The organism is Protofrankia coriariae (assembly GCF_001017755.1).
Classification (GTDB): Bacteria; Actinomycetota; Actinomycetes; order Frankiales; family Frankiaceae; genus Protofrankia; species Protofrankia coriariae.
This window is the reverse complement of sequence record NZ_JWIO01000017.1, coordinates 34,825-56,607: the sequence shown is the minus strand read 5'-3', so window position 1 is coordinate 56,607 and position 21,783 is coordinate 34,825. Positions and strand designations below refer to the sequence as shown.

General features: G+C 70.2%; 15 protein-coding genes, 1 tRNA gene and 1 pseudogene (1 of these 17 only partly in view). 10 read left to right on the top strand and 7 right to left on the bottom strand.

Annotation, left to right across the window (positions count from 1 at the left end; genetic code table 11):
- The 3 genes from FrCorBMG51_RS12395 to FrCorBMG51_RS12385 form a co-directional block, all read left to right on the top strand.
- Positions 1-983 carry the 3' portion of a hemolysin family protein gene (locus FrCorBMG51_RS12395; protein ID WP_047223223.1) on the top strand. The gene continues 520 nt to the left of window position 1, outside the view, so only the last 983 of its 1,503 coding nucleotides appear in the window; its start codon lies beyond the left edge, outside the window; its stop codon occupies positions 981-983.
- A complete protein-coding gene (locus tag FrCorBMG51_RS12390) occupies positions 980-2,026 on the top strand; it encodes a hemolysin family protein (RefSeq protein WP_047223222.1) in 1,047 nt (348 codons plus the stop codon). Before FrCorBMG51_RS12395 ends, FrCorBMG51_RS12390 begins: the two co-directional genes overlap by 4 nt.
- Before the next feature lie 123 nt (positions 2,027-2,149).
- Positions 2,150-3,139, top strand: coding sequence for a 2-hydroxyacid dehydrogenase (locus FrCorBMG51_RS12385; protein WP_047223221.1), 990 nt, complete (start codon positions 2,150-2,152; stop codon positions 3,137-3,139).
- A gap of 173 nt (positions 3,140-3,312) precedes the next feature.
- On the opposite strand, the gene FrCorBMG51_RS12380 is transcribed toward FrCorBMG51_RS12385, so the two are convergent.
- From FrCorBMG51_RS12380 to FrCorBMG51_RS12370, 3 genes are all read right to left on the bottom strand, one after another.
- Positions 3,313-3,385: transfer RNA gene (locus FrCorBMG51_RS12380), tRNA-His, on the bottom strand.
- A gap of 250 nt (positions 3,386-3,635) precedes the next feature.
- Positions 3,636-4,388, bottom strand: a complete 753-nt coding sequence (orn, locus tag FrCorBMG51_RS12375; protein ID WP_086055422.1) for an oligoribonuclease — start codon at positions 4,386-4,388, stop codon at positions 3,636-3,638.
- A gap of 99 nt (positions 4,389-4,487) precedes the next feature.
- Positions 4,488-6,032, bottom strand: coding sequence for a CoA transferase (locus FrCorBMG51_RS12370; protein ID WP_235433528.1), 1,545 nt, complete (start codon positions 6,030-6,032; stop codon positions 4,488-4,490).
- Positions 6,033-6,836: 804 nt separating this feature from the next.
- On the opposite strand from FrCorBMG51_RS12370, the gene FrCorBMG51_RS12365 reads away from it, so the two are divergent.
- The 4 genes from FrCorBMG51_RS12365 (at position 6,837) to aat (ending at position 13,135) form a co-directional block, all read left to right on the top strand.
- Positions 6,837-7,883 (top strand): ferritin-like domain-containing protein, encoded by a 1,047-nt coding sequence (locus tag FrCorBMG51_RS12365; RefSeq protein WP_047223220.1) that lies wholly within the window; start codon positions 6,837-6,839, stop codon positions 7,881-7,883.
- 323 nt (positions 7,884-8,206) lie between these two features.
- The gene (locus FrCorBMG51_RS12360; protein ID WP_047223219.1) at positions 8,207-9,202 is read left to right on the top strand and encodes a pirin family protein; all 996 of its coding nucleotides are present in this window, start codon (positions 8,207-8,209) and stop codon (positions 9,200-9,202) included.
- 640 nt (positions 9,203-9,842) lie between these two features.
- Positions 9,843-12,209 carry a putative bifunctional diguanylate cyclase/phosphodiesterase gene (locus tag FrCorBMG51_RS12355; RefSeq protein WP_047223218.1) on the top strand — a complete coding sequence of 789 codons (2,367 nt, stop codon included), beginning with the start codon at positions 9,843-9,845 and terminating at the stop codon, positions 12,207-12,209.
- Between the two features lie 5 nt (positions 12,210-12,214).
- Positions 12,215-13,135, top strand: a complete 921-nt coding sequence (aat, locus tag FrCorBMG51_RS12350; protein WP_047223293.1) for a leucyl/phenylalanyl-tRNA--protein transferase — start codon at positions 12,215-12,217, stop codon at positions 13,133-13,135.
- 250 nt (positions 13,136-13,385) lie between these two features.
- Here aat and FrCorBMG51_RS12345 read toward each other — a convergent pair whose 3' ends face one another.
- Entirely contained in the window at positions 13,386-14,558 is a 1,173-nt protein-coding gene (locus tag FrCorBMG51_RS12345) for an aminotransferase class I/II-fold pyridoxal phosphate-dependent enzyme (RefSeq protein WP_338052740.1), read from the bottom strand.
- Positions 14,559-15,082: 524 nt separating this feature from the next.
- Entirely contained in the window at positions 15,083-15,316 is a 234-nt protein-coding gene (locus FrCorBMG51_RS12340; protein WP_083731228.1) for a ferredoxin, read from the bottom strand.
- An 898-nt stretch (positions 15,317-16,214) separates the two neighbouring features.
- Between FrCorBMG51_RS12340 and FrCorBMG51_RS12335 the strand changes: the two genes are divergently transcribed.
- The 3 genes and pseudogenes from FrCorBMG51_RS12335 (at position 16,215) to FrCorBMG51_RS31160 (ending at position 19,360) form a co-directional block, all read left to right on the top strand.
- Positions 16,215-16,412 (top strand): hypothetical protein, encoded by a 198-nt coding sequence (locus FrCorBMG51_RS12335; RefSeq protein WP_013872887.1) that lies wholly within the window; start codon positions 16,215-16,217, stop codon positions 16,410-16,412.
- A 548-nt stretch (positions 16,413-16,960) separates the two neighbouring features.
- Positions 16,961-18,250, top strand: coding sequence for an MFS transporter (locus tag FrCorBMG51_RS12330; RefSeq protein WP_047223215.1), 1,290 nt, complete (start codon positions 16,961-16,963; stop codon positions 18,248-18,250).
- A 21-nt stretch (positions 18,251-18,271) separates the two neighbouring features.
- Positions 18,272-19,360 (top strand): annotated as a pseudogene (locus tag FrCorBMG51_RS31160) (M14 family metallopeptidase).
- Between the two features lie 112 nt (positions 19,361-19,472).
- Here FrCorBMG51_RS31160 and FrCorBMG51_RS25175 read toward each other — a convergent pair.
- Entirely contained in the window at positions 19,473-20,699 is a 1,227-nt protein-coding gene (locus FrCorBMG51_RS25175) for an amino acid kinase family protein (RefSeq protein WP_052914615.1), read from the bottom strand.
- Positions 20,696-21,745, bottom strand: coding sequence for an aspartate-semialdehyde dehydrogenase (locus FrCorBMG51_RS12315; RefSeq protein WP_235433527.1), 1,050 nt, complete (start codon positions 21,743-21,745; stop codon positions 20,696-20,698). The genes FrCorBMG51_RS25175 and FrCorBMG51_RS12315 overlap by 4 nt, the downstream gene beginning before the upstream one ends.
- Between the last annotated feature and the right edge of the window lie 38 nt (positions 21,746-21,783).

The following is a 21,783-nucleotide window of genomic DNA, read 5'->3' as shown; positions in this document are numbered from 1 at the left end:
GGCGGCTGGGCATCGAGCCGCAGGAGGAGCTTGCCTCGGCCCGCTCCGCGCAGGAGCTGTTCTCCCTGGTCGGCCGGTCCGCGGAGCAGGGCACGCTCGCGCCGGAGACCGCGACGTTGCTGCAACGCTCGCTGGCGTTCGGGCACAAGCAGGCCGCGGACGTCCTCACCCCCCGGGTCCGCATGTGGACGGTCGGGGTCGGCGACCCGGTCAGTGAGGTGATCGCGCTCACCCGTCGGACCGGGCACTCGCGTTTCCCGGTTGTCGGGCAGGGCCTCGACGACGTGGTCGGCCTGGTCCATGTCAAGCACGCGGTCGCCGTCTCCGAGGACGACCGGGACACCGTGACCGTCAGCGACGTGATGATCCCCCATCTGAGCGTGCCGTCCACGATCGAACTCGATCCGCTGCTGGAGACACTGCGCCGCGGCGGGCTGCAGATGGCGGTCGTCATCGACGAGTTCGGCGGCACGGACGGCCTGGTCACCATCGAGGACCTGATCGAGGAGCTGGTCGGCGACGTCGTCGACGAGCACGACCGGGTCGGGCTGCGCGCGGCCCGGCGCCGGGACGGGACGTGGCTGCTCTCCGGTCTGCTCCGCCTCGACGAGGTGGCGCAGACCGTTGACGTCCACCTGCCGGTGGACGAGGCGTACCAGACTCTTGGCGGGCTTGTCGCCGACCGTCTCGGCCGGGTGCCGGTCGCCGGTGACGTGGTCGAGGTCGACGGCGTCACCCTCACCGTCCAGCTGATGGACGGCCGCCGGGTGGACCGGGTCCGCCTGGTTCCCGCGCATGTCCGCGCCGACGGCGAGCCGCCAACGGACGGCGGCTCTCCCGTGGACGGTGACTCTCCCGTGGGAGGCGCGTCCCCCAGGGACGGTGACGGTTCCGCGGACGGCGACCGTTCCGGAAACAGCGGCCGTCCCAGGGGCGGGCGGCGCGGCTGCGCCGCCGAGGACGCGATGGGGGCGCTGCGGTGAACATCCCGCTCGCGCTCTTCCTCACCGTCGTCCTGCTGCTCGCCAACGCCTTCTTCGTGGGAGCCGAGTTCGCGCTGATCTCGGCCCGGCGCAGCGCCATCGAGCCGCTGGCACAGGCCGGTTCGGCCCGCGCGCGGATCACGCTGCGCGCGATGGAGGAGGTCTCCCTGATGCTGGCCGGTACCCAGCTGGGTATCACGGTCTGCACCCTGGGGCTGGGCTCGCTCGGGGAGCCCGCGGTCGCGCACCTGCTCGAAGGCCCGCTCGAGGCGGCCGGGATGCCGCACGCCCTGCTGCACCCGGTCGCGCTCACCGTCGCCATGACGGCGGTCGTGTTCCTGCACGTGGTCATCGGCGAGATGGTGCCCAAGAACATCGCCCTGGCCGGGCCGGACCGCAGCGCCCTGTTACTCGTCCCGCCGCTCGTCGGCGTCGTGCGCTACCTGCGCCCGGCGATCGCGGCCCTGAACGCGGTCGCCAACCTCAGCCTGCGCATCGTCCGGGTGGCGCCGAAGGACGAGGTGGCCAGCGCCTTCACCCGCGACGAGGTCGCCGGCTTCGTCGAGGAGTCCCGCCGGGAGGGGCTGCTCGACGCCGACCAGCACGGGCTGCTCTCCGGGGCGCTGCACTTCGACGAACGCAGCGCGCGCAGCGTCCTGCTGCCCCTCGACAGCCTGGAGACGGTCGAGGTCGGGGTCACCCCCCGGGGGGTGGAGGCGGTGGCTGCCCGGACCGGATTCTCCCGCTTCCCGGTCCGGGCGGCCACCGGCGAGCTCGTCGGATACCTGCATCTCAAGGACGTTCTGGAAACCAACCCGCGCAAGCGGGCGGCGCCAGTCCCCGCCAAGTGGGTCCGCCCGCTGGCCAGGGTCGGTTCCGACGACCGGCTCGCGACGGTGCTCGCCACGATGCAGCGCAGCGGGGCGCATCTGGCCCGGGTCACCGACCAGGAGGGACGGATCCTCGGGGTCGTCGCGCTGGAGGACGTCCTGGAGGAACTTGTCGGCGAGATCCGGGACGACAACCAGCCGGCCGCCTGGTGATCCGCCTCTCGAGCGACCCGGTTCTTGAGCGCCCCGGTGACCGGTGACCTGGCTCGCGGGTGCCCCGGCGCCCGGGACGCAAGGAGCGTGATCGTGACGCTCCGGGCCGGTTAGCCTTCGTCCATGGCAGGAACCGAAGCGGGCACGGTCGTGGTCAGCCTTCCGGACAAGCGCTGGATCGACCTGGTCGGCCCGATCCCGGCCGTGCGGGCCGTGGTGTGGGACGCCGATTCCGACCCGCGGCGGGCGGGTGTGCTGGACACCGAGTTCCTCGTCCCCCCGTACATGAAGCGGGCGGACTGGTCCCTGGTCAACAGCCTGCCCCGGCTGCGGGTCGTGCAGACGCTTACCGCGGGTTACGAGGATGCCATCGCGAACGTGTCCCCGAAGGTCACTTTGTGTCATGCGGCAGGTGTGCACGACGCTTCCACGTCCGAGCTGGCCGTGGGGCTCATTCTGGCGCAGCTGCGGGGGATCCCGGCCGCGGTCCGCGCGAGCGGCGCCGCGCGGGGACGCTGGCAGCCGCGCACGCTGCGCTCGCTGGCGGACCGGCGGGTGCTCGTGGTGGGCGCCGGCGGCCTCGGGACGGCCATCGCAGCCCGGCTCGAACCGTTCGAGGTGTCGCTGACCCGCGTCGCGAGCCGGGCCCGGGACGACGGGCGCGGTCACGTCCACGCGGTCACCGAACTGCCGGCCCTGCTCCCGGAGCAGGATGTGGCCGTCCTGGCCTGCTCGCTCAACGAGAGCACCCGCGGCCTTGCCGACGCCCGGTTCCTCGCCGCGATGCCGGACGGCTCGCTGCTGGTCAACGTCGCCCGGGGAGCGGTCGTCGACACCGACGCCCTGCTCCGTGAGCTGCACGACGGGCGGTTGCTGGCGGCTCTGGACGTCGTCGAGCCGGAGCCGTTGCCCGACGCGCACCCGTTGTGGTCCGTGCCCGGTGTGCTGCTGACCCCGCATCTCGGCGGCAACACCAGCGCGTTCAAGCCCCGCGCCGCCGCGTTTCTCCGGGACCAGATCGCCCGGTTCGCCGCGGGCGACACGCTCCGGGCGATCGTCGCCGGCCCGGCGGCCCCGGCGTCACCCTCCGAGATCGCCATCCCAGCGCCATAACTGAACACAATGATCGATATTTCGATGCCAGCCAGGCATTCGACCAGCCGCCAGGGAGGTGTCGGGGGGACGGAGTCCCCCTGACATGGGGGTTCCAGGGGGTCCCCCCTGGGCCAGCATGACGCGGGAGCCTGGAAAGGTGGCCGAAGGCCACCGAACAGGATCCAACCGAGGGTGAGTGACGGGACTTGAACCCGCGACACCCGGGACCACAACCCGGTGCTCTACCAGCTGAGCTACACCCACCACGTGCTGAAAACCGCACACTGAAACCGAACCGTCGGCCGTCAGCGGTCGTACACCCGTGACCAGCCGGCCAACTGTTCAGGCCCGGCCCATAGTACCGGTCCGATCGTCCTTCTGGCGAAACGCCTTGCGGTGCCACGGGTGGGTCGAGAGCGTGATCAGACGGTTACTACTTTCGGATGGTGGCTGTGTTCGGCGGATGGCGAGCGCGCCCGGACGGTGGCCGCGCCCGGACGGCCGCTCTGGTCGTTCAGACGGCCGCCGGTGGGGTCTGCGCGGCATCCGCCGGGGTGCGGCTGGTGGGGGCGGTCTCTGCCGAGGTGGTGCCCGTCCGGGGGACGCCCGCCGGCGCGGATGGTGGGCTGCCCGCGTCGTCGCCCGCGTTGTCCGTGCCGGTCTCCCGGCCCGCTGCCCGGGTGATCTCCTGCGCCGCTGCCCGAGCGAACTCGCTGGTGGGTCCCGGCTGCGGTACGAAGATCGCCTTTCGGTAGTAGCGCAGCTCGTCGATGCTCTCCTGGATGTCGGCCAGGGCGCGGTGCCCACCACGCTTGGCCGGTGCCGCATAGTAGGCCCGCGGGTACCAGCGTCGGGCGAGTTCCTTCACGGTCGACACGTCGACCATTCGGTAGTGCAGGTAGCTGTCGAGCGCCGGCATGTACCGGGCGAGGAAGTTGCGATCGGTAGCGATCGAGTTGCCGCACAGTGGGGCCCTGCCCGCGTCCGGGATCTGATCGCGGATGTAGTCGAGCACCTGTCGTTCGGCGTCGGCCACGGTCAGCGTCGATGCCCGTACAGCTTCGGTCAGCCCCGAGGTGGCGTGCATCTGCTGGACTACGGCATCCATCCCGGCCAGTGCGGTCTCCGGCGCGGACACGACCACGTCCACACCGTCGCCAAGGATATTCAGTTCGCTGTCGGTGACCAGGCATGCGACCTCCAGCAGGAGATCGGAGGCGGCGTCGAGCCCGGTCATCTCACAGTCGATCCAGACGAGGCGATCCATATCTGGTTGACCATAGGGTCTTCGGGCCGGAACGTCACGCGCGGGCCCGCTCCTCGCCGGTCACAGGCCGCCGCCACACCGTGATCGCAGGCAGTGTGATCACAGCCAGGCCGGGGGTGAGGCACCGAGCGGGAGCGGCGGATGGGACCAGGTGCGCGGGCCGCCGTCCACCCGCAGAGGCGGAAGTACGTAGGTCAGCCGTCCGGCGTGACTGCCGACCGTGTCCAGCCACGGGATCACGCCGATCGCGGAGGCATCCGCGGAGGCACCCGCCGCAGCCGTGCCGCCGGCCACGCCGCCAGCCGTGGCAGCACCGGCGACGGTTCCGACGGTTCCGTCGGCCTTCCCGTCGGTTCTCGCGCGCCGGGCGAGCAGCCAGGTGGCGGTCTGGGCGAGTGACAGCTGGACGTGCCAGGAACCGGATTCCCGGTGGCGCAGCGTGAGGGCGCGCAGGACAGCCGCCGCCGTCAGGTAGCCGGTGGCGTGGTCGAGTGCCTGGGCGGGCAGCACCCCTGGCCGGCCGCCGTCCGGCTCGTCGCCGGCCTCTGTCGTGGCTATGCCCGTGGCGGCCTGGACGATGCTGTCGAACCCGCGCCGCCCGGCCCACGGCCCGGTCGGTCCCCATGCGCTCAGTGTCGCCACCACGATCCCGGGACGGATCCCGGGGCGCCGTTCGTGCAGCGCCCGCGGTGACAGCCCGAACCGGTCCAGCGCTCCGGGGCGGTACCCGCTCACGACGACGTCCGCGGATGCCAGCAGCTCCTCGAACGCCTGCCGGTCGGCCGGGCGTTCGAGGTCGAGAAAGGCCGATCGCTTGCCCGGGCCGGTGTCGAGGTGCTGGGCCGGGATCTCGGGCAGCCGCGGGCTGTCGACCCGCAGAACGTCGGCGCCGAGAAAGGCGAGGATCCTGGTGCCGATCGGGCCGGCGATGACCCTGGTCAGATCGAGGACACGGATCCCCGCGGCGGGCAGGCCGTGCTCGTCGACCGGGCCGCGCTCGTGGGCCGGGTGTCCCGCACCGGGCGCGTGCTCGTCGTCCAGCCGGCGCACACCTGCCAGGGGCAGCTCGGCGAGGGCGCGGCCCTGTGGGTGCCGTCGCCACCCAGCGGTGTCCCGCACGGCCGCGGCCACGCCGCCGTGTGCCACCACCCTGTCCTCGACCTCGGTCGCGGGCAGGGTGGCCACGGCCGCCCTGACGGCGGCCGTCGGGTCGGTCACGGTGTCGGCGATCCCGAGCGCCGCCCGCAGTCGGGCGCGATGGTGCGGGTAGTTGCCGTGCAGCCGCACCCAGCCGTCCACCGCCGGCAGGAAGGCCGACAGCGGATCCATGCCGATCTGTGGCTGCCCGTCGAGGCGCAGGTGCCGTTCGCTGGTGAAGGCCGCGGCCACCGCACCACTGTCGATCGTCAGCGGTTCCCCGCGCTGTGGGCCCGCTCCCGCGCGCGCGGCGCTGAGTTCGCCGGCCGCGAGCCCGACGACGGCCACGCTCGCCTGGGCGAGCGCGCTGACCGGTAGCCGTGACGGCAGGGTCCGCGGTGGGCCAGTGATCGTCACCGCGTCCTGGCCGGGGAACTCGCCGCCGAGCGCTCGCGCGGCTTCGGCGATCATCTCCCGAACATGACGGGAATGTGACTTGTCACTCACCGGTGGCCCGTTTCCAGGCTCGGACATCGGCATCTGCGCCCTTCCCGCGACATCGCGTACGGCTTCCGCGACATCGTGTACGGCGGGCCGCCGAGCTGGTGAGCGCTCCGAGCTGCCATACCGGTCCGCGAAGGGGCGGTCCGTCCGGTTTCAGCGGCGCCGGGCCGGACGCCCCGGCGGCCGGACCGCCACCCGACGGTGGCGATGGCTGTCACGGGGACGTTGACGGCTCCGGAGGCGCCCCGCCGCTCGCAGGCGCTCTTGTCGCAGGAAATCCGGTCGACTGCAGATGCGGTCCACGGCCCCGACGGTAGCGGTCCAGTCGGCTTTCGGGGCCAGTTGTCACAAACCATTAACTTTACCGGCGGCGTGTCGGGCACCATCACCCCCCCAGGGGATGAGCCCCCGCAGGGGGTGGGTGGGGCGGCGTCCGGCCACGTCGTCACTCAATGTCAATATGTTGTGCGTCTGTTGATATGACATCGACGCGACAGCTGTCCAGCGGCGCGGCGTCCGTCCAACGGCACGGTGGCTGTCCAGCAGGTGGTGTGACCCACCAGGTACCGTGACGATGTGGGCATGGACGATGTGGGCGGGTACGACCGGCCCGGCAGTGGGTGGCCGGTCTGTCGTGGCGTCCCACCGGGGCTGCCTGCCCGGCCCGCGCGAGCGGCCTCCAGCGGTACGAATGACCGGGATCGCGCTGCCGGCCGGCCGGTCCGGGCCTGGTGACTGGAGGTTCGGCCCATCAGCGCACATGACCGTTACGACGCGTCGGCCGGCGATCGCACCTGGAGCGTCCCCATGGCCGGCAACGCCCGGTTCTCCTGGGACTACGCCGACGGCCGGGCCCGGCTGCTGGCCCTCTACCAGCAGGGCAAGGACAAGCAGTGGGATGCCGCGACCAGAATCGACTGGTCGCAGGAGGTGGATCCGCACCACCCGCTGGGGCTGTCCGACCGGACGGTCCCGATCTACGGGCTTCCGCTGTGGGACAAGCTCGGCCGGCGGGAGCGCGGCGAACTGCGCCAGCACCTGATGGCCTGGCAGTTCAGCCAGTTCCTGCACGGCGAGCAGGGCGCGATGATCTGTAGCGCCCGGATCGTCGAGTCCGTCCCGGACATGGACGCGAAGTTCTACGCCGCGACCCAGACGATCGACGAGACGCGGCACGCGGAGATCTACTCCCGCTTCCTGCGGGAGAAGATCGGCCTCCTGTATCCGATCAACCCCGAGCTGCGCTCGCTGCTGGAGACGACGCTGAGCGACAGCCGGTGGGACATGCCGTACCTGGGTATGCAGGTGCTCATCGAAGGCCTCGCGCTGGCCGCCTTCGGCGTTCTGCGGGACGTCGCCACGGCGGCGCTGCCCAAACAGATCCTTTCCTACATCATGCAGGACGAGGCCCGGCACGTCGCCTTCGGACGGCTGGCGCTGCGTGACTACTACGCGCAGCTGTCCCGTCGGGAGCTCGACGAACGCGAGGAGTTCGTCGTCGAGAGCTGCTGGCTGATGCGTGACCGGCTGCGCGGCGCCGAGGTCTGGGAGAACCTCGGCTTCGACGTGGACGCCTGCCTCGCCGCGGTGGAGACCTCCGAGTACATGCGGGCTTTCCGCAAGCTGCTGTTCAGCCGGATAGTGCCGTGCGTGAAGGACATCGGCCTGTGGGGGGAGAGGGTCCGCACCGCCTACGAGCGGATGGGCGTCCTCGAGCTGGCCGGTCTCGATCTTGCCGAGCTGATGCGCCGGGACGCCGACATCGCCGACGGCCTCGACCGGACGCGAGCGCAGGATGCCGAGCTCGCCAGACGGCGGGAGCAGGTGGCGGAGACGATCGCCACGGCGCTCTGACCTGAGCGCCTGCCCAGCTGGTCACGTGACCGGCCGGGTGCATGACCAGCCGGGTGCATGACCAGCCGGTTGGCCTGCCTGGCCGGTTGCGCAACCAGCTGGTTACCGCGGACATGTAGATGGCCGGTCGATCGGTCGTATGGTCATCCAATCCGGGAAAGACGGCTACGAAAAGTTACTGTCTGTTATAGATGACGGTGAACGGTCACTTACGGTGATGATCGGCGGCGTGGCAGGCCGCGGTTCTCGGGAAGCGATCCGGGCGATTCGGAGTTATCCTCTTCCAGTAGTTGCATTAGCAACGAAACTCTGGGAGGGACAGCATGCCTGCCGTTACCGCCGACACAACCACCCTGCCGCGTCTGGCCGTACCTCTGCCCGGCCAGGTGGAGCGGCCCGTCCGGTCGGTCACGACCGCGCCGTCGGGCCGTGAGGGCGAGGGCTTTCCCGTCCGCCGTGCGTTCGCCGGGGTCAGCCTTGCCGATCTTGACCCCTTCGTCCACATGGACCAGATGGGTGAGGTCGACTACGCGCCCGGTGAGCCCAAGGGCACGCCGTGGCATCCGCATCGCGGCTTCGAGACCGTGACATACATGATCGATGGGACGTTCCAGCACCAGGACTCCAACGGTGGAGGCGGGGTCATCACGGATGGGGCGACCCAGTGGATGACCGCGGGTGCCGGCATCCTGCACATCGAGACCCCGCCCGAGCAGCTTGTCGTCAGCGGCGGGCTCTTCCACGGCATCCAGCTGTGGGTCAACCTGCCGGCGCGGGACAAGTTCAGCCCGCCGCGCTACCAGAGCATCGAAGGCGACCAGGTCGCACTGCTCGCGTCGCCGGACGGGGGCGCGCTGTTGCGGATCATCGCTGGCGGTCTTGCCGGTGACGCGGCCGGTCACCGTGGGCCGGGCGCCACCCACACCCCGATCACGATGATGCACGCGACCCTGTTCCCGGGCGTGCGGGTGACAGTCCCCTGGGAGCCGGGTTTCAGCGCGCTGGCCTACATCCTTGCCGGCTCGGGGCGGGTCGGTGGCGAGGGTCGGCCGGTCCGCACCGGGCAACTCGCCGTGTTCGGGCCCGGCGACTACCTGACGCTCGCGGCCGACGACCAGCAGTCCGGGACGGATGGCCGGTTGGAGGTGCTGCTGCTCGGTGGGCGCCCGATCCGGGAGCACGTCGAGATGTACGGCCCGTTCGTGATGAACACCAAGGAGGAACTGCGCCAGGCGGTGGCCGACTACCAGGAGGGCCGTCTCGGTGTCATTCCCCCGAACGCCCTCATGCCGCACCGGGTCGCCCGTCGATCGGGGTGACCAAATGCGAAATCCGTAGTTGATCGATTATCGGCAGTCAACCGGAGAATCGAGCCTTCTTTCGGTAATGCCGGAGATCGGTATACGGTGCAAAAACAGATGCAGATGCAGGTGCAGATGCCGGGGCGATACATATACGTGTTCCGGTGTGCACGCTTTGAACCCGCCACGCTTCGACAGCACGGAGCGTGACGGGTTCACGTCGATTGCGGCCCGTTGTAGTCGCTTATACGATGTGCGTTTACCTGCCTGACTTTTCGTCGTCCTCTTGACGTCTTTGGCTGGGTGCCGGGAGGGTTCGGCGTGCCGTCGCGGCGAGACGGTGTTGAACTAGCGGTGTGGGAGCGTTCCGCGCGGAAGCAACCCACCTTTGGTGATCCAGGTGTTCCGGGCGTGGCGGGAACATGGTCACGCCGCCCCTGGCCCACCAGGATCGTGGGTCTGGCAGGTCCGTTCGGCCGCATCCCAGCGGGGTGACGGCAACCCGGGAATGATCCTCGCCGGTACCGCCAGCGGCCCTGACATCCCCGAGCCGCGGCCCCGGGCTCCGGGTTACCGGGTGGGTGGTTCAGGATGAATAGGTGTCGTGGTGTCAGAATGTATCCCGCTGACGCGATAATGGGGAGATGACCGCTTGACGATGTCAGTTCACACCGCTCGTCGGCTGCGGTTGATCGGTGCGGGGCGGGTCGTGCTGCTGGTGGCGGCCGTATTTTTCGCCGTCACGACGCTCACCGGCCTACGTGATGTGTCGTCCGTCGTCAACCAGGTCGACAGATGGCTGGGCAACAGCTTCAGCGTCGCCGCCGGTGGCTTTTGTATGTTGCGTGCCATTCTGGTCCGCGGTGAGCGGCTCGCCTGGGCCGTGCTCGGCACCGGTCTGCTGTTCTACGGCGCCGGCAGCATCTACTTCACCGAGATCATGGAGCATGTCGGCACGCCGTCACCGGCGGACATCGGTTGGCTCGTGTTCTATGTGGCCACCTGTATCTCCGTGATCCTCCTGCTGCGTGGGCGGGTCACCCGATTTCACCCCAGCGTGTGGCTGGACGCGCTGGTGGGCGGCCTCGGCGTGGCCGCGTTGGCAAGCGGGCTTGCCGCCGCTGTCATCGGGGTGGACAACCCGGTAGGGCTGTCGGTCCTCGGCCTGAACATCGCCTATCCGCTCGCCGATCTGATGTTGCTCGTGCTCGTGGCCAGCGCGTTCGGGCTGCGGGGCTGGCGCCCCGAGAAGGCCTGGTGGCTGTTGGGGGTCTCCCTTGCCGGCTTCGCGGTCGCCGACACGATCGTCACCGGCGCAATGGCGAGCGGCACCTATGTCCCGGGTGGCCCGGTCGAGGCGCTCTGGGTGCTCGCGCTCGTCCTGCCGGCCTGCGCCGCGTGGCAACGGACCCCGCGGGAGATGTCCGAACGGGTCGCCGGCTGGGAGGTGCTGTTCGTCCCAGTCTTCTTCGCCGTCAGCGCGCTCACGCTGCTGGTGCTCGGGGCCTTCGTCAGGCTGCCGCCGCTGACCGTCGTGCTCGCCGCCGGGACGGTCCTGACCGCCATCGTCCGTGCCGGCATCACGTTCACCGAGGTCCGTCAGCTCGCGGACAGCAAGATGCAGGCACGCACGGACGAGCTGACAGGGTTCGCCAACCGCCGTGGCTTCTTTGAGCGTCTCAACGAGGAGGAGACACGCGGCGGCGGCGCCGCGCGCTTCGCGCTGCTCGTGCTCGACCTGGACCGCTTCAAGGAGATCAACGACTCTCTCGGCCACCAGGTCGGCGACGACCTGCTCAAACTCGTCGGTCGCCGGATCGAGACGGCGCTGCGCCCGACAGACCTGCTGGCCCGGCTCGGCGGCGACGAGTTCGCCGTGCTCCTGCAGGACGCCGACGCCACCGCGGCACGAACCGTCGCCGAGCGGGTGCTGGCCGCTCTCGACGGCCCGTTCGACGTCGACGGGGTGAGCTTCCACGTCGACGCCAGCATCGGAGTCGCGGTCTACCCCGATCACGCGGTGGCCGGGAACGTCCTGTTGCAGCGGGCGGACATCGCGATGTACGCGGCAAAGGCCGCCCGCAGCCGGATCGAGCACTACCGGCCCGGCGCCGACCTGCACATCCTCGACCGCCTCGACGTCATCGAGACCCTGCGGGCCGGGCTCGGTCAGGACCAGTTGCGCCTGCACTACCAGATGAAGGTCGACCTGCGCACGGGCAACTGCCACGCGGTGGAGGCCCTGGTGCGCTGGGAGCATCCCACCAGGGGGCTGCTCCAGCCCAACGAGTTCCTGCCCATGGCCGAACACACCGGGCTGATGCGCACGCTGACCCTCGAGGTGCTCGGGCTGGCCCTCGACCAGTGCCGCCAGTGGTGGGACGCCGGCCTCCAGATCGGCGTCGCGGTCAACCTCTCCGCGCCCAACCTGCTCGACAAGGGATTCCCGGCCGAGGTCGGGGAGCTCCTCACGACGAAGGGGGTGCCACCGAGGGCGCTCGAACTGGAGATCACCGAGACCGCTCTGATGCTCGACCGGATCCGGACCGCGGCCGTGCTCGGCAGCCTGCGGGAGATGGGCGTCCGCATTGCCGTCGACGACTACGGCACCGGCTACTCGTCCCTGGCCTACCTGCGGGAACTGCCGGTGGACGTGCTCAAGCTGGACAAGTCGTTCGTCATCCACCTCGACTCCGACCCGCTCTCAGCGGCCATCGTGCAGTCCACGGTGGGGCTTGCGCACTCCCTGGCCCTGCGGATCGTGGCCGAGGGGGTCGAGACCGAGACAGCCATGGGGCGGCTGGCCGACTACGGCTGCGACTTCGCCCAGGGCTTCTACCTGGGCGCCCCCCAGCCCGCCGACAAGCTGACCCCGCTGCTGTGGCATCGCAACCGCTGCGCGTATTCCTCTTCCTCCTCCTCCGGGGAGGGCGGCTGCCCGCCGTCCCGATTAGAGCGAGTGACAGCGGCTGACCTGATGGCCGACCGGGCCGAACCTGCCCGCGCCGGCCGCCCGTGGATCTGACCAGCATGAGTTCGGGCAGCACAGATCCGGGCGGCACGCCCCGGCATCCTGGCTGGTCGTTGTGGGACGCCGTGGCGGAGGTCGATCCGGCTGATCCCGGTGACACGCCGTTCGCCTTTGGCGGTGATCTCTCCCCGGCGACCCTGGTCGGGGCCTACCGGCGGGGGGTCTTTCCCTGGCCGCTCGACGAGCCGGCCGGCGGCCCGACCACGGCGGCGAACGCCCCGGGCCCCCGTGACCCGGCAGCGACCGGCACCCGACCACCCGTTCTGTCGCGCGACGCCCAGGAGCTGTCGCGGGACGCCCGAGGACGGGCCGACATCGCCTGGTGGAGCCCGGATCCACGCGGTGTGCTGCCCATCGGTGGGGTGCGCGTGCCCGAGTCGCTGTTCAAGCGGATGCGCGCGTGCGACTGGACGACCACCCTCGACCAGGCGTTCGCCGACGTCGTGCACAACTGCGGCCAGGGCACCCGACGTACCTGGATCACCACCGAGCTCGCCGGCGCCTACCAGGAACTGCACCGGCTCGGCTGGGCGCACAGCATCGAGGTGTGGCAGGACGACGAGCTCATCGGCGGGATGTTCGGCGTGCTCGTCGGCGCCGTCTTCATGGCCGAGTCCATGTTCCACGTGCGCACCGACGCGTCCAAGGTCGCGCTCGTCGATTTCGACGCGCGGTTCGCGCCGGTCGGTGGCCGGCTCGTCGATGTGCAGTTCGTCACCGCGCACGCGAAGTCCATGGGAGCGGTCGAGATCCCGCGTGTGCGCTTTCTCACGGTGTTGCGGCAGGTACGGGACGCAGAGGTGCGGCTTGATCGCGGCCGCCTACCGGTCACCCGCCTGGCCGAGCTGGCCCGACAGGCGCGAAAGGCTCGGCACGCGCAAAAGGCCCAGCAGGTACAAAAGGCCGAGCAGGCCGAGTAGGCCCGACAGGTGCCGCGGGCATCCGGGCAGGCCAGGCATGGCAGCGCCGGCAGCGGGCCCTGCCACTGGGCCGGCTGTCCGCCGGCTGGGAACCCGGGGCCGTGCCCGGCCATCCGGGCGCCGGGCACGGCACGACCTGACCGGCTGCCCACCGATCCCTGTCGGGCTCCCTTGTACGGCTTCCTGCGCCCCGCCGTTTCCCCCGAGCCGGCTGGTGGGCGGCTGTCATGGCGTTACGCGGGTACGGGTGCTACTCGTCCCGGGCGGGCGTGGAGTCCGACAGCATGTCGGCGACCTCGGCGAGCACCTCGAGCAGGTGGCTGATCTCCTCGTCGGTGTTGGCCGCGGTGACCTGGATGCGGAACCCCACCTTCTCGCGCGGCACCATCGGGTACGGCGCCAGGGTGGTGTAGATCCCCCGGTCGAACAGGTGGTCGCCGATGGCGTCGATGCGTTCCGGGGCACCGATCGGTATCTCGATGATCGGGCTGCCCGAGCGGTTTGGCGAGGTCAGCCCGAGCTGCCCCAGCCCGTCGAGGATCCGGGCCGTCTTGCGGTGGAGGTCCGCTCGGATCGTGTCGCCCCGCCGGGCGTTGAACGCGAACCCGGCCTGCACGGTCGCGAGCGAGGCCACGGGGGACGGCCCGGAGAAGGTGTGTGGGGCGGTGGCCGCCTTGAGGTGGTTCTTCACCTCGGTCGGGCAGGCGAGGAAGGCCAGCAGGGACGAGTAGGCCTTGGAGAAGCCCGCGACCAGGATGATCCCGTCGTAGCTCTCGCCGACATGGCGGATGAGGCTGTTGCCACGGCTGCCGTAGGGGCTCAGCTCATCGGGCCGGCGCTCGCCGATGACGCCGAAACCGTGCGCGTCGTCGATGTAGAGGAGCGCGTCGTTCGCGCGGGTCACCCGGGCCAGTTCCGCCACCGGCGGGATGTTGCCGGTCATGCTGTTCAGCCCGTCGACGCACACCAGCCGAGGGTGGCTGCGGCAGGCCCGCAGCATCTCCTCGAGCTCGGCGGGGTTGTTGTCGTCGAAGCGCTGCACGGTCGCGCCCCAGGCCCGGGCCATGAGGCAGCCGTCGTGGATGGAGCGGTGCGCGTTGCGATCGAGGAAGATCGTTCCCTGCCCGACGAGGGCCGGGATGACCGACAGATGGATGTGCGTGATCGTGGGAAGCGCCAGGCTGTCCTCGGCGCCGAGCAGGTCGGTGAGCTCCTGCTCGATCTCGATGAACAGCCGTGGGGTCGCGATCATCCGTGACCAGCTTGGATGCGTGCCCCACCTGGCCAGGTACTCCGGCACTGCTGCGATGATCTCTGGCTCGAGGTCGAAGCCGAGGTAGTTGCAGGACGCGAAGTCGGTCAGCCAGTGGTCGCCGACCCGCATCTGGCGACCGTCCACCTCGTCGACAATCGCCTCCATCATCGGATGTGTTTTCCGTAGCCGTGCCATCTCTGACATCGGACCGAGTGGCCGGGCTGGTAGCCAACGGTGGGCTTCCGGGCGCTCAGGAGAAGCGTGGAGTGAAGGTAAATCCTGCGCGGTCTTTGACAACTTCCCTCCTCAACAGGCGAGGGTGTCCACGCTAACCGCATTTTCGATGATCGCAGCGTTACAGAGCGCTGTAATCGGCCATTGTGTCGACTATATGTCAGCCGCTTGTCGAGTGACTACCTGCCGGTAGACGGTGATCTCTTTTAGTAGCGGACGGCGGAAATTGTGCCCGGAATGTCACTCAACGAGATCGAGTGAATCCGTCTGGATTCCCGCCGTCGGCCTGTCACGGCTTGTTGGCCGGCGGCTCATCGGCGCTTCGTTCGTCGGTTGTTCCGTCGGCGCCCCGTCCGGCGGGCCGGGCAGGACCCGGCCCGCCGGACCCGCCGAGCCGGTGGGGTGACCCGGCGGGAACCCCTGGTACGAGGGGGTTGTGAGCGTGCTGTCCCGGCCCGTCAGGCCGCCACGCGCCCGATCGCCTCGGCCGGGCAGAACTCGAGAGCCTGCAGCAGCATCTCCTCCTCGTCCTCGTTCGCCGGCTGCCGGCAGATGTAGTGGACCTCGCGCTCCTCGTCGTGCCTGAAGAAGTCCGGTGCGACTCCCCGACAGTTCTCGCAGTCGGTGCACTCGGAATCGACGAAGAAAGGTCCCTCGACGTTCATGGGAAGTCGGCGCTTCTCGCTCGCCACGTCACACCTCACATTCGTTGTGGCGCCGTGCATTAGTTGTGGCGCGTTCGCGGTGGCTGCTNGCTGCCGGCCGCTGCCGGTCGCCGGGCGGGGCCGGCGAAAAGCGTGCCCGGGCATTGTGGCCGGAGAGTCCCGGGCCGGAGTACCCGGCCTTCGGGAGCCGCTCGCGGCGGGNCGGCGGGCCTGTGAAATATTGGACCGGCCCGTTTCCGGGAGACGGAAAACGTGTAACCATTATGATGCGGACGGTTGTCTGCTGGCTGAAGCCGCAGCTCGCGGGGCTGATCCGGTAGCCGCTGCCGGTGTCGGAGGTGCCCGCGGAGTTCCGGTGCCCGTCGGTGTGGGCCCGGTGGTGCCGCTGTCACGGGTTTTCCGGGCCGGGCGGGAGTCGTTACCGGCCGTCCGCCACCCATCGTCGGGAGCGACTGGGTCATCCTGCTTTTACCGGTTGGAAACACGATATGTATGCGAATCGACGGGCCACTCGCCAGGATGCACCATACCCACCGTGTCGAACGCCTGGCGAAGAACGGACGGATGTCTCGGCGAAAAAGGACATATGACGGGCGGCGACAGCCTGGAATCCTCATGGCAGACTCCTTGCGGGCCACCGTGGCCCGGACCGGGCGGCGCACGGACGAGCCGACATGATGAATCCGCGTGATGAACTGATGTGACGAGTTGGCGCGACAAGTCGACGTGACGGGCCGGCGTGATGAGTCGACATCGTGTGGCGAATCGGTGTCGGGCCGCCCGCGATGTGGGAGCCCGGTACCGAAGACCACGTCACGGACAACGGTGTGTCGGTGCCCGTACGGAGTTCTCGGGCATGTCCCGTCCGTAGCATCTCTGTCGCTGATTCCGCCACATCGGCGGAGTCGGTGGATACGGAGGTGACATGGCACGGGACAAACGCGACACGGCCAGGCGGGAAGAGGCCGAGCGGGAGAACCGGGGGGTGCGGACCTGCCCCCACTGCCGGGGCACCGGCCGTAAGGAGGTCCCACGGCTCGAACGCGACCGGGACGGCCACTTCGACGGCGCCGAGGTCACCGACTGCGCATGGTGCGGCGGCGGGGGAGCGCTGACATCATGATCATCGGCTGCTCTGGCCCGGTCCGGGATCCCTGGCCGAATCCCTGATCAGACGGCACTCCCGCTCCGGCTGCCGCGAGGGCGGACGGGCCCTGATCGACTCCCGGTCCGCGTCGGCCCGGACGCTCCGACGCGGACCGCGCTGGAGCGTCGAGGAGCCCGCCCCGCCGTCCTCCCGTCGTCATCCTTCTCCTGCACTCGCCTCGGGCCATTTCTGATCTTCTTCTTGATCTGGGTGCCGGCAGCCCTCCCTGCCTCGCGGGTGACGGGCGACTGGTCCGGCGGAGACGTCTGATCGATATCCGTATCTACGGTGTTTTTCGCAGTCTTAATACGCAGATACGTTCAATCTGCTACTGTTCATCCGTAGATGTGCGATTGATGTGGACGAGCTGTACGGGGCGCCGGGCCGGCACAGGGGTAGGAGGAGCCATCGGGAACGGGTACGTCACCTCCGGTGCGACGGCTGTGGGGCGGCGGCCGCGCGGCGAGACGAAAGTGCTTCTGCTCCTGCTGGGCTGCACACTGCTGATCTCCAGCTCGTAAGGTGTGCTGCTGCTGGTCGGGCCGTTCGTCAAGACGGTCGGTGGCAGTGAGGCGACCTACGGGATGCTGTGCGCCGCCGCGGCCGCGCCGACCGCCGGGGTGCTGCTGCTCCTGCTGCGTTTCCCGCGGGACGTGCCGGCCCATCGTCTCCTCGCGGGATCCTGCGGGTTGTACGCGGGCGCCGCCCTGCTGGTGTCGGCCATGCACTCCCTCAACGTCCAGCTTGTGGCCGCGTCCATCGTCCTGGGAACGGCCTGGGCGGTCGCGTACACGGCCGCGCCGATGATCGCCTCCGACCTGGCGGTGGACAACAACCGCGCGACGCTGATCGGCTACGCGACCGGGACCATCCAGGTCGGCTTCGGTATCGGCCCTGTTCTTGGCAACGCCCTGCGCCGGGCCGACTTCTCCTACCAGCAGGTCTTCCTTGCCGGGGCGCTGCTCGCCGCAGGCGCCGCGCTGCTCGTGGTGCCGTTGGGCGTGCAGCTACGCCGGGTGGCGGCAGAGCGGGATGAGGCGGGCCGGGCCACGGCCACCCCCGGTCCCGTCGCCGACGCCGCCGACGACCGCGAGCCCGCCGGCGCGGCCGACGTCCGGCCTGACACGACACCGTCTCCGGCTGCCCGCTGGCCCCACCCGTCCCCGGCGCCCCGGCGGCGGAGCCCGCTGCGGTCGCCCAGCGCGGTGCCGTTGGCGATGGTCCTGCTGTGCGCCTGCGTCTTCACCACCATGAACAGCTTCCAGACGACGTTCGCGGACAGCCACGGCCTCGACTTCGATCTTTTCTATGTGACGTACACGGTGGCGGTCATCACGGTGCGGCTCGGCCTGTCGCGTTTCCTGGCCGACAGCGCCTCGGACCGGGTGGTGGCGGCCACGACGGTGGGTATGACCGTGGCCGCCGTTGCCTTCGCGTTCGTCGGATCGAACGCGGCGCTCTACGTGGTGGCGTCGGCGTTGCTCGGCTGCACCTACGGCCTCGGCCTGCCGGCGTTCCAGGCCCGCGCGGTCAATCTTGCCGACGCGGCGGACCGGGTGCGCATGCTGCCGATGGCCGGGCTGCTGTTCGAGGTGGCGATCCTGGTCTTCCCGGTCGTCGCCGGCCTGATTGTGGGAATCGCCGGTTACCAGGGGCTGTCCGCGGTTCTCGTCGCCATCGCATGCGCCATCGCGGTGCTTGGCCAGTTGCCACGCCGTCCCCGGCCCAGCCAGGAATCCGCGGCTGTCGCACCAGGGTCCGTCTCCCGGCCGGATGACCTGGCCGGGGCGGCGACTCACCCGCTGAAAAAGTAATATCCGCCGGCTGGACGAAGGATGCGTGACATGGGCGGGCAGATGTATTTCTCCGTGAGCTACGGGCAGGCCCGGCAGCGTTTCCTGGCGGCGGCCGGCGATCGCGGCGCGCGGATCGAGACGCTCGTCAACAGCGCGTACAGCGGCGCCGAGGGCGAGGAACTGCGCACCGACGTGGCACTTTTCGGTGCTGCCCGTGCCCGGTCCGCGCTCGTGCTGGTCAGCGGCACCCACGGTGCCGAGGGATTCGCCGGATCAGCCTGCCAGCTGCGTCTCCTCAGGGAGAGCTCCTGGCCCGGCATCGCCATCGTGCTGGTACACGCTCTCAACCCGTTCGGTTTCTCCCACCGGCGCCGGGTGAACGAACAGAACATCGACGTCAACCGCAACTTCGTCGACCACGGCCGGCTGCCGCACAGATGCGCGTATTTCGCGCTCCATGCCGCGCTCCTGCCCGCGGACTGGAACGGCCCCGCGCACGCCGTCGCGGACAGGCAGCTCATGGAACATGTCGCCAGCCAGGGAATCCGCACGATTCAACAGATCATTACCGAAGGCCAGTACGAGCATCCCGACGGGCTTTTCTACGGTGGAAAAGCCGCCTGCTGATCCAACGACATCTGGCATTCGATCATCCGGGAACACCTGGCGGGATACGAGCGGATCGCCTACATCGACCTGCACACCGGGCTCGGCCACCGCGGCGCCGCCGAGCCGATCTTTCGTGGTGGCGCGGACGAAGGCGCGCTCGCCCGTGCCCAGGACTGGTTCGGCGACGCCCTCACCCGCTCCGAGACCGGGACGTCGAGCTCGACACCGATCGGTGGCAACACCGCTCAGGCGCTCATGCGGGAACTTCCCGACGCCGAGCTGACGGCGATCACGCTCGAGTTCGGCACCGAGGACGGGCTGACGGTGCTGCGGGCCCTGCAGGCCGACAACTGGCTCTGGCAGCAGCACGAACCGGTGGACAGCGCGCGGGTCGCGGAGATCCGGCAGCGGATGCGCCAGGCGTTCGACCCCGAGGACGACCACTGGCGCGCCGACGTGCTCCGCAACGGGTCGGTCGTCGTCGAGCGGGCCGCCGCCCGGATCGCGGCCCATCCCTGACCAGATGGCACCACTGAGGAGGCTGGGCAGGCACGCGGTGGATGCGGCCAGCACACGGCGGCTCCGGGGCGTTGGATGTACCTCAGGCCCGGCTCCCGACCGGCTGTCCGTCTCAAGCCAGGTCGGGGCCGGAGCGAGGCGGCGACAGCCGGCTCTCAGGAGCAGACGAGCCGGTGCTGCGCCCGGGCAGCGCGGGTACGTCGGCAGCCGGGACGAGATGACGGTCGAGCCGGCCGTCCGGGAACAGCGTGGTGACCATCTGGAGATCACGGCGGGCAAGCCCGACGGCGCTCAGATCACGGGCGGTGTCGGCGAGCACCAGGTAGGTGACATCGGCCCCGTCCTCGGCTCCCGGAACGACGAGGAGGTCCGAGCCGGCGCAGCGCGGGGTGTCGAGCAACGACCGGACCTGTTCGGCCCGTCCCGCCCACACCGCCGCGTTGCGGTGCGCCATGACCGCCGCGGTGGCGGACGCCCGCGCGGAGACGACCGAGTGCACGCGGCCGTCCGGCAGCAGCGACCGGCACCGGATCTCGACGCCGTGTCGCCGGGCCCAGGCGACGGCCGAGTGGTGCAGGACCTTCGCGCCGTGGACCGACATCGTGGTCATCGTCTGGTAGTCGACCCGCGGCAGGGTGTGGGCCTCCGGTACGAGCTGGGGATCCGCGGTGCAGATCCCTGGGGAGTCGGAGAAGATCTCGCACGCCGGTGCGCCCAGGGCGATGGCGGCGGCTATCGCGGACAGGTCCGAGCTGTTACGGCCGAGCATCACCGGCCGTCCGTCGGGCCCACTGGCCTGCCCGCCCGGGAGCACGAGCACCGTGGCGCGGGCGGCGGCATCCGTCAGCGCCCGGGCGTCCACCTCGTGCAGGTCCGCGTGGTGGGGTTCGCCTCCTGCGAGGAAACCGGTGTCGGCGGCGGTCAGTGCCACGGCGGCCAGCCCGGCGTCGCGCAGGGCCGCGGTCATGAGCTGGACGTTGATGGTCTCACCGGTCATGAGCGTGGCAGCGAGCAGATCCCGGTCGGGGCTGGCGCTGACGGCGCGCAGGGCAGCGCCGAGCCGGTCCGTCACCCCCGCGGCCGCGCTGACGACCACCACGGCGGTCCGTGTGCCCGCCGCCGCACCGCCGGTGTGCCGGCCCACGGCATCGCCGGTGTGCCGGCTCGTGACACTGCCGGCGAGCCGGCTCGTGACATGGCGGGCGATGGCGCGGTGCGCCCCTGCCGCCGCGAACGCGGCACCGCCGAACTTCAGCACGAGGACGTCGCCGTCGTCGCTGTTGCCGTCGTCGGTGATGCCGGTGGGGACGGCGGTGGCGACGCCCGATTCGTCCGTCACCGCCGGGTCAGCCAGGTCGTCCCGGTGGCGAGACGCACGATCTCAAGGGCGTTGAGCGCGGTGCCGACGATCAGGTTGTCCGCGACCACCCACAGCCACAGCGAGCGGGGGTCGTCGGGGTCCGAGCGGACCCGTCCGACGTGGACGAGCCTGCGCTGCGTCGGCGACTCGCACACCGGCCGGGGCATCGGGTAGCCGTCGTCGGCGCCGTACACCCGCAGGTTCGGCGCGCCGCGCAGGGCGGCGATCGCGTCGGCGGGCGACACCGGACGGTCGAAGCCCAGGTGGACCGCCTCCGAATGGCCGTTGATCACTGGCACTCGGACCGCGGTCGCCGTGATCCGCAGAGATGGCATCGTGAGAATCTTGCGGGGTTCCCGGCGCAGCTTCTGTTCCTCGTGGGAGATCCCGTCGTCGTCCCGCAGACCGATCTCGGGGACGAGGTTGAAGGCGAGTGGATGCCCGAACCTGCTCGGGCTGGTGGCCGGGGGCAGACCGTCGAGCACGGCCCGGGTACTCGCGGCGAGCTCCTCCAGACCGCGCAGCCCGCCGCCGGAGCCGGACTGGTAGGTGGACAGGACCACCCACTCGAGGGTGCCGAGTGAGCGCAGCGGGTGCAGCGCGCGGACGAGCTGGATGGTCGAGCAGTTCGGGTTCGCCACGATGTTGCGCGCCGGCCTGGTGGCGCGCGCGTCGGGATTGACCTCGGGCACGACCAGCGGCACGTCGTCGTCCATCCGGAACGCGGAGCTGTTGTCCACGACGAGCGCCCCGGCGGCGCCGACGGTCGGTGCCCACTGCCGGCTGATCGGCGCCCCCGCGCTGAAGACGGCCGCGTCCACCCCGGCGGGGGTGAACGTGAGCGCGTATCGGGTCGTCGGGGTCAGCCCGAAACCGAGATGGACAACGCCGTTGCCGGCGCCGTACATCTCGTTCATCCCGCAGTTTCCCGGCTGCTGACGTAGAGCGGTGTTCAGGCCGATCCCGAACTCCCACACCAGTCGGTAGTTGTCGTCCACGGTGTAGAGCTCGGTCAGCGCGGCCACCGCGCGTTTCGCGCCCGGGTCGACGGGGCGGCAGCCGG

Coding starts and splice junctions, on each gene's coding strand:
- FrCorBMG51_RS12355 (WP_047223218.1), top strand. CDS start 9,843: ATGTCAGTTCACACCGCTCGTCGGCTGCGGTTGATCGGTGCGGGGCGG.
- FrCorBMG51_RS12385 (WP_047223221.1), top strand. CDS start 2,150: ATGGCAGGAACCGAAGCGGGCACGGTCGTGGTCAGCCTTCCGGACAAG.
- FrCorBMG51_RS12345 (WP_338052740.1), bottom strand. CDS start 14,558: ATGATGGAGGCGATTGTCGACGAGGTGGACGGTCGCCAGATGCGGGTC.
- aat (WP_047223293.1), top strand. CDS start 12,215: ATGAGTTCGGGCAGCACAGATCCGGGCGGCACGCCCCGGCATCCTGGC.
- orn (WP_086055422.1), bottom strand. CDS start 4,388: ATGGATCGCCTCGTCTGGATCGACTGTGAGATGACCGGGCTCGACGCC.
- FrCorBMG51_RS12365 (WP_047223220.1), top strand. CDS start 6,837: ATGGCCGGCAACGCCCGGTTCTCCTGGGACTACGCCGACGGCCGGGCC.
- FrCorBMG51_RS12360 (WP_047223219.1), top strand. CDS start 8,207: ATGCCTGCCGTTACCGCCGACACAACCACCCTGCCGCGTCTGGCCGTA.
- FrCorBMG51_RS12335 (WP_013872887.1), top strand. CDS start 16,215: ATGGCACGGGACAAACGCGACACGGCCAGGCGGGAAGAGGCCGAGCGG.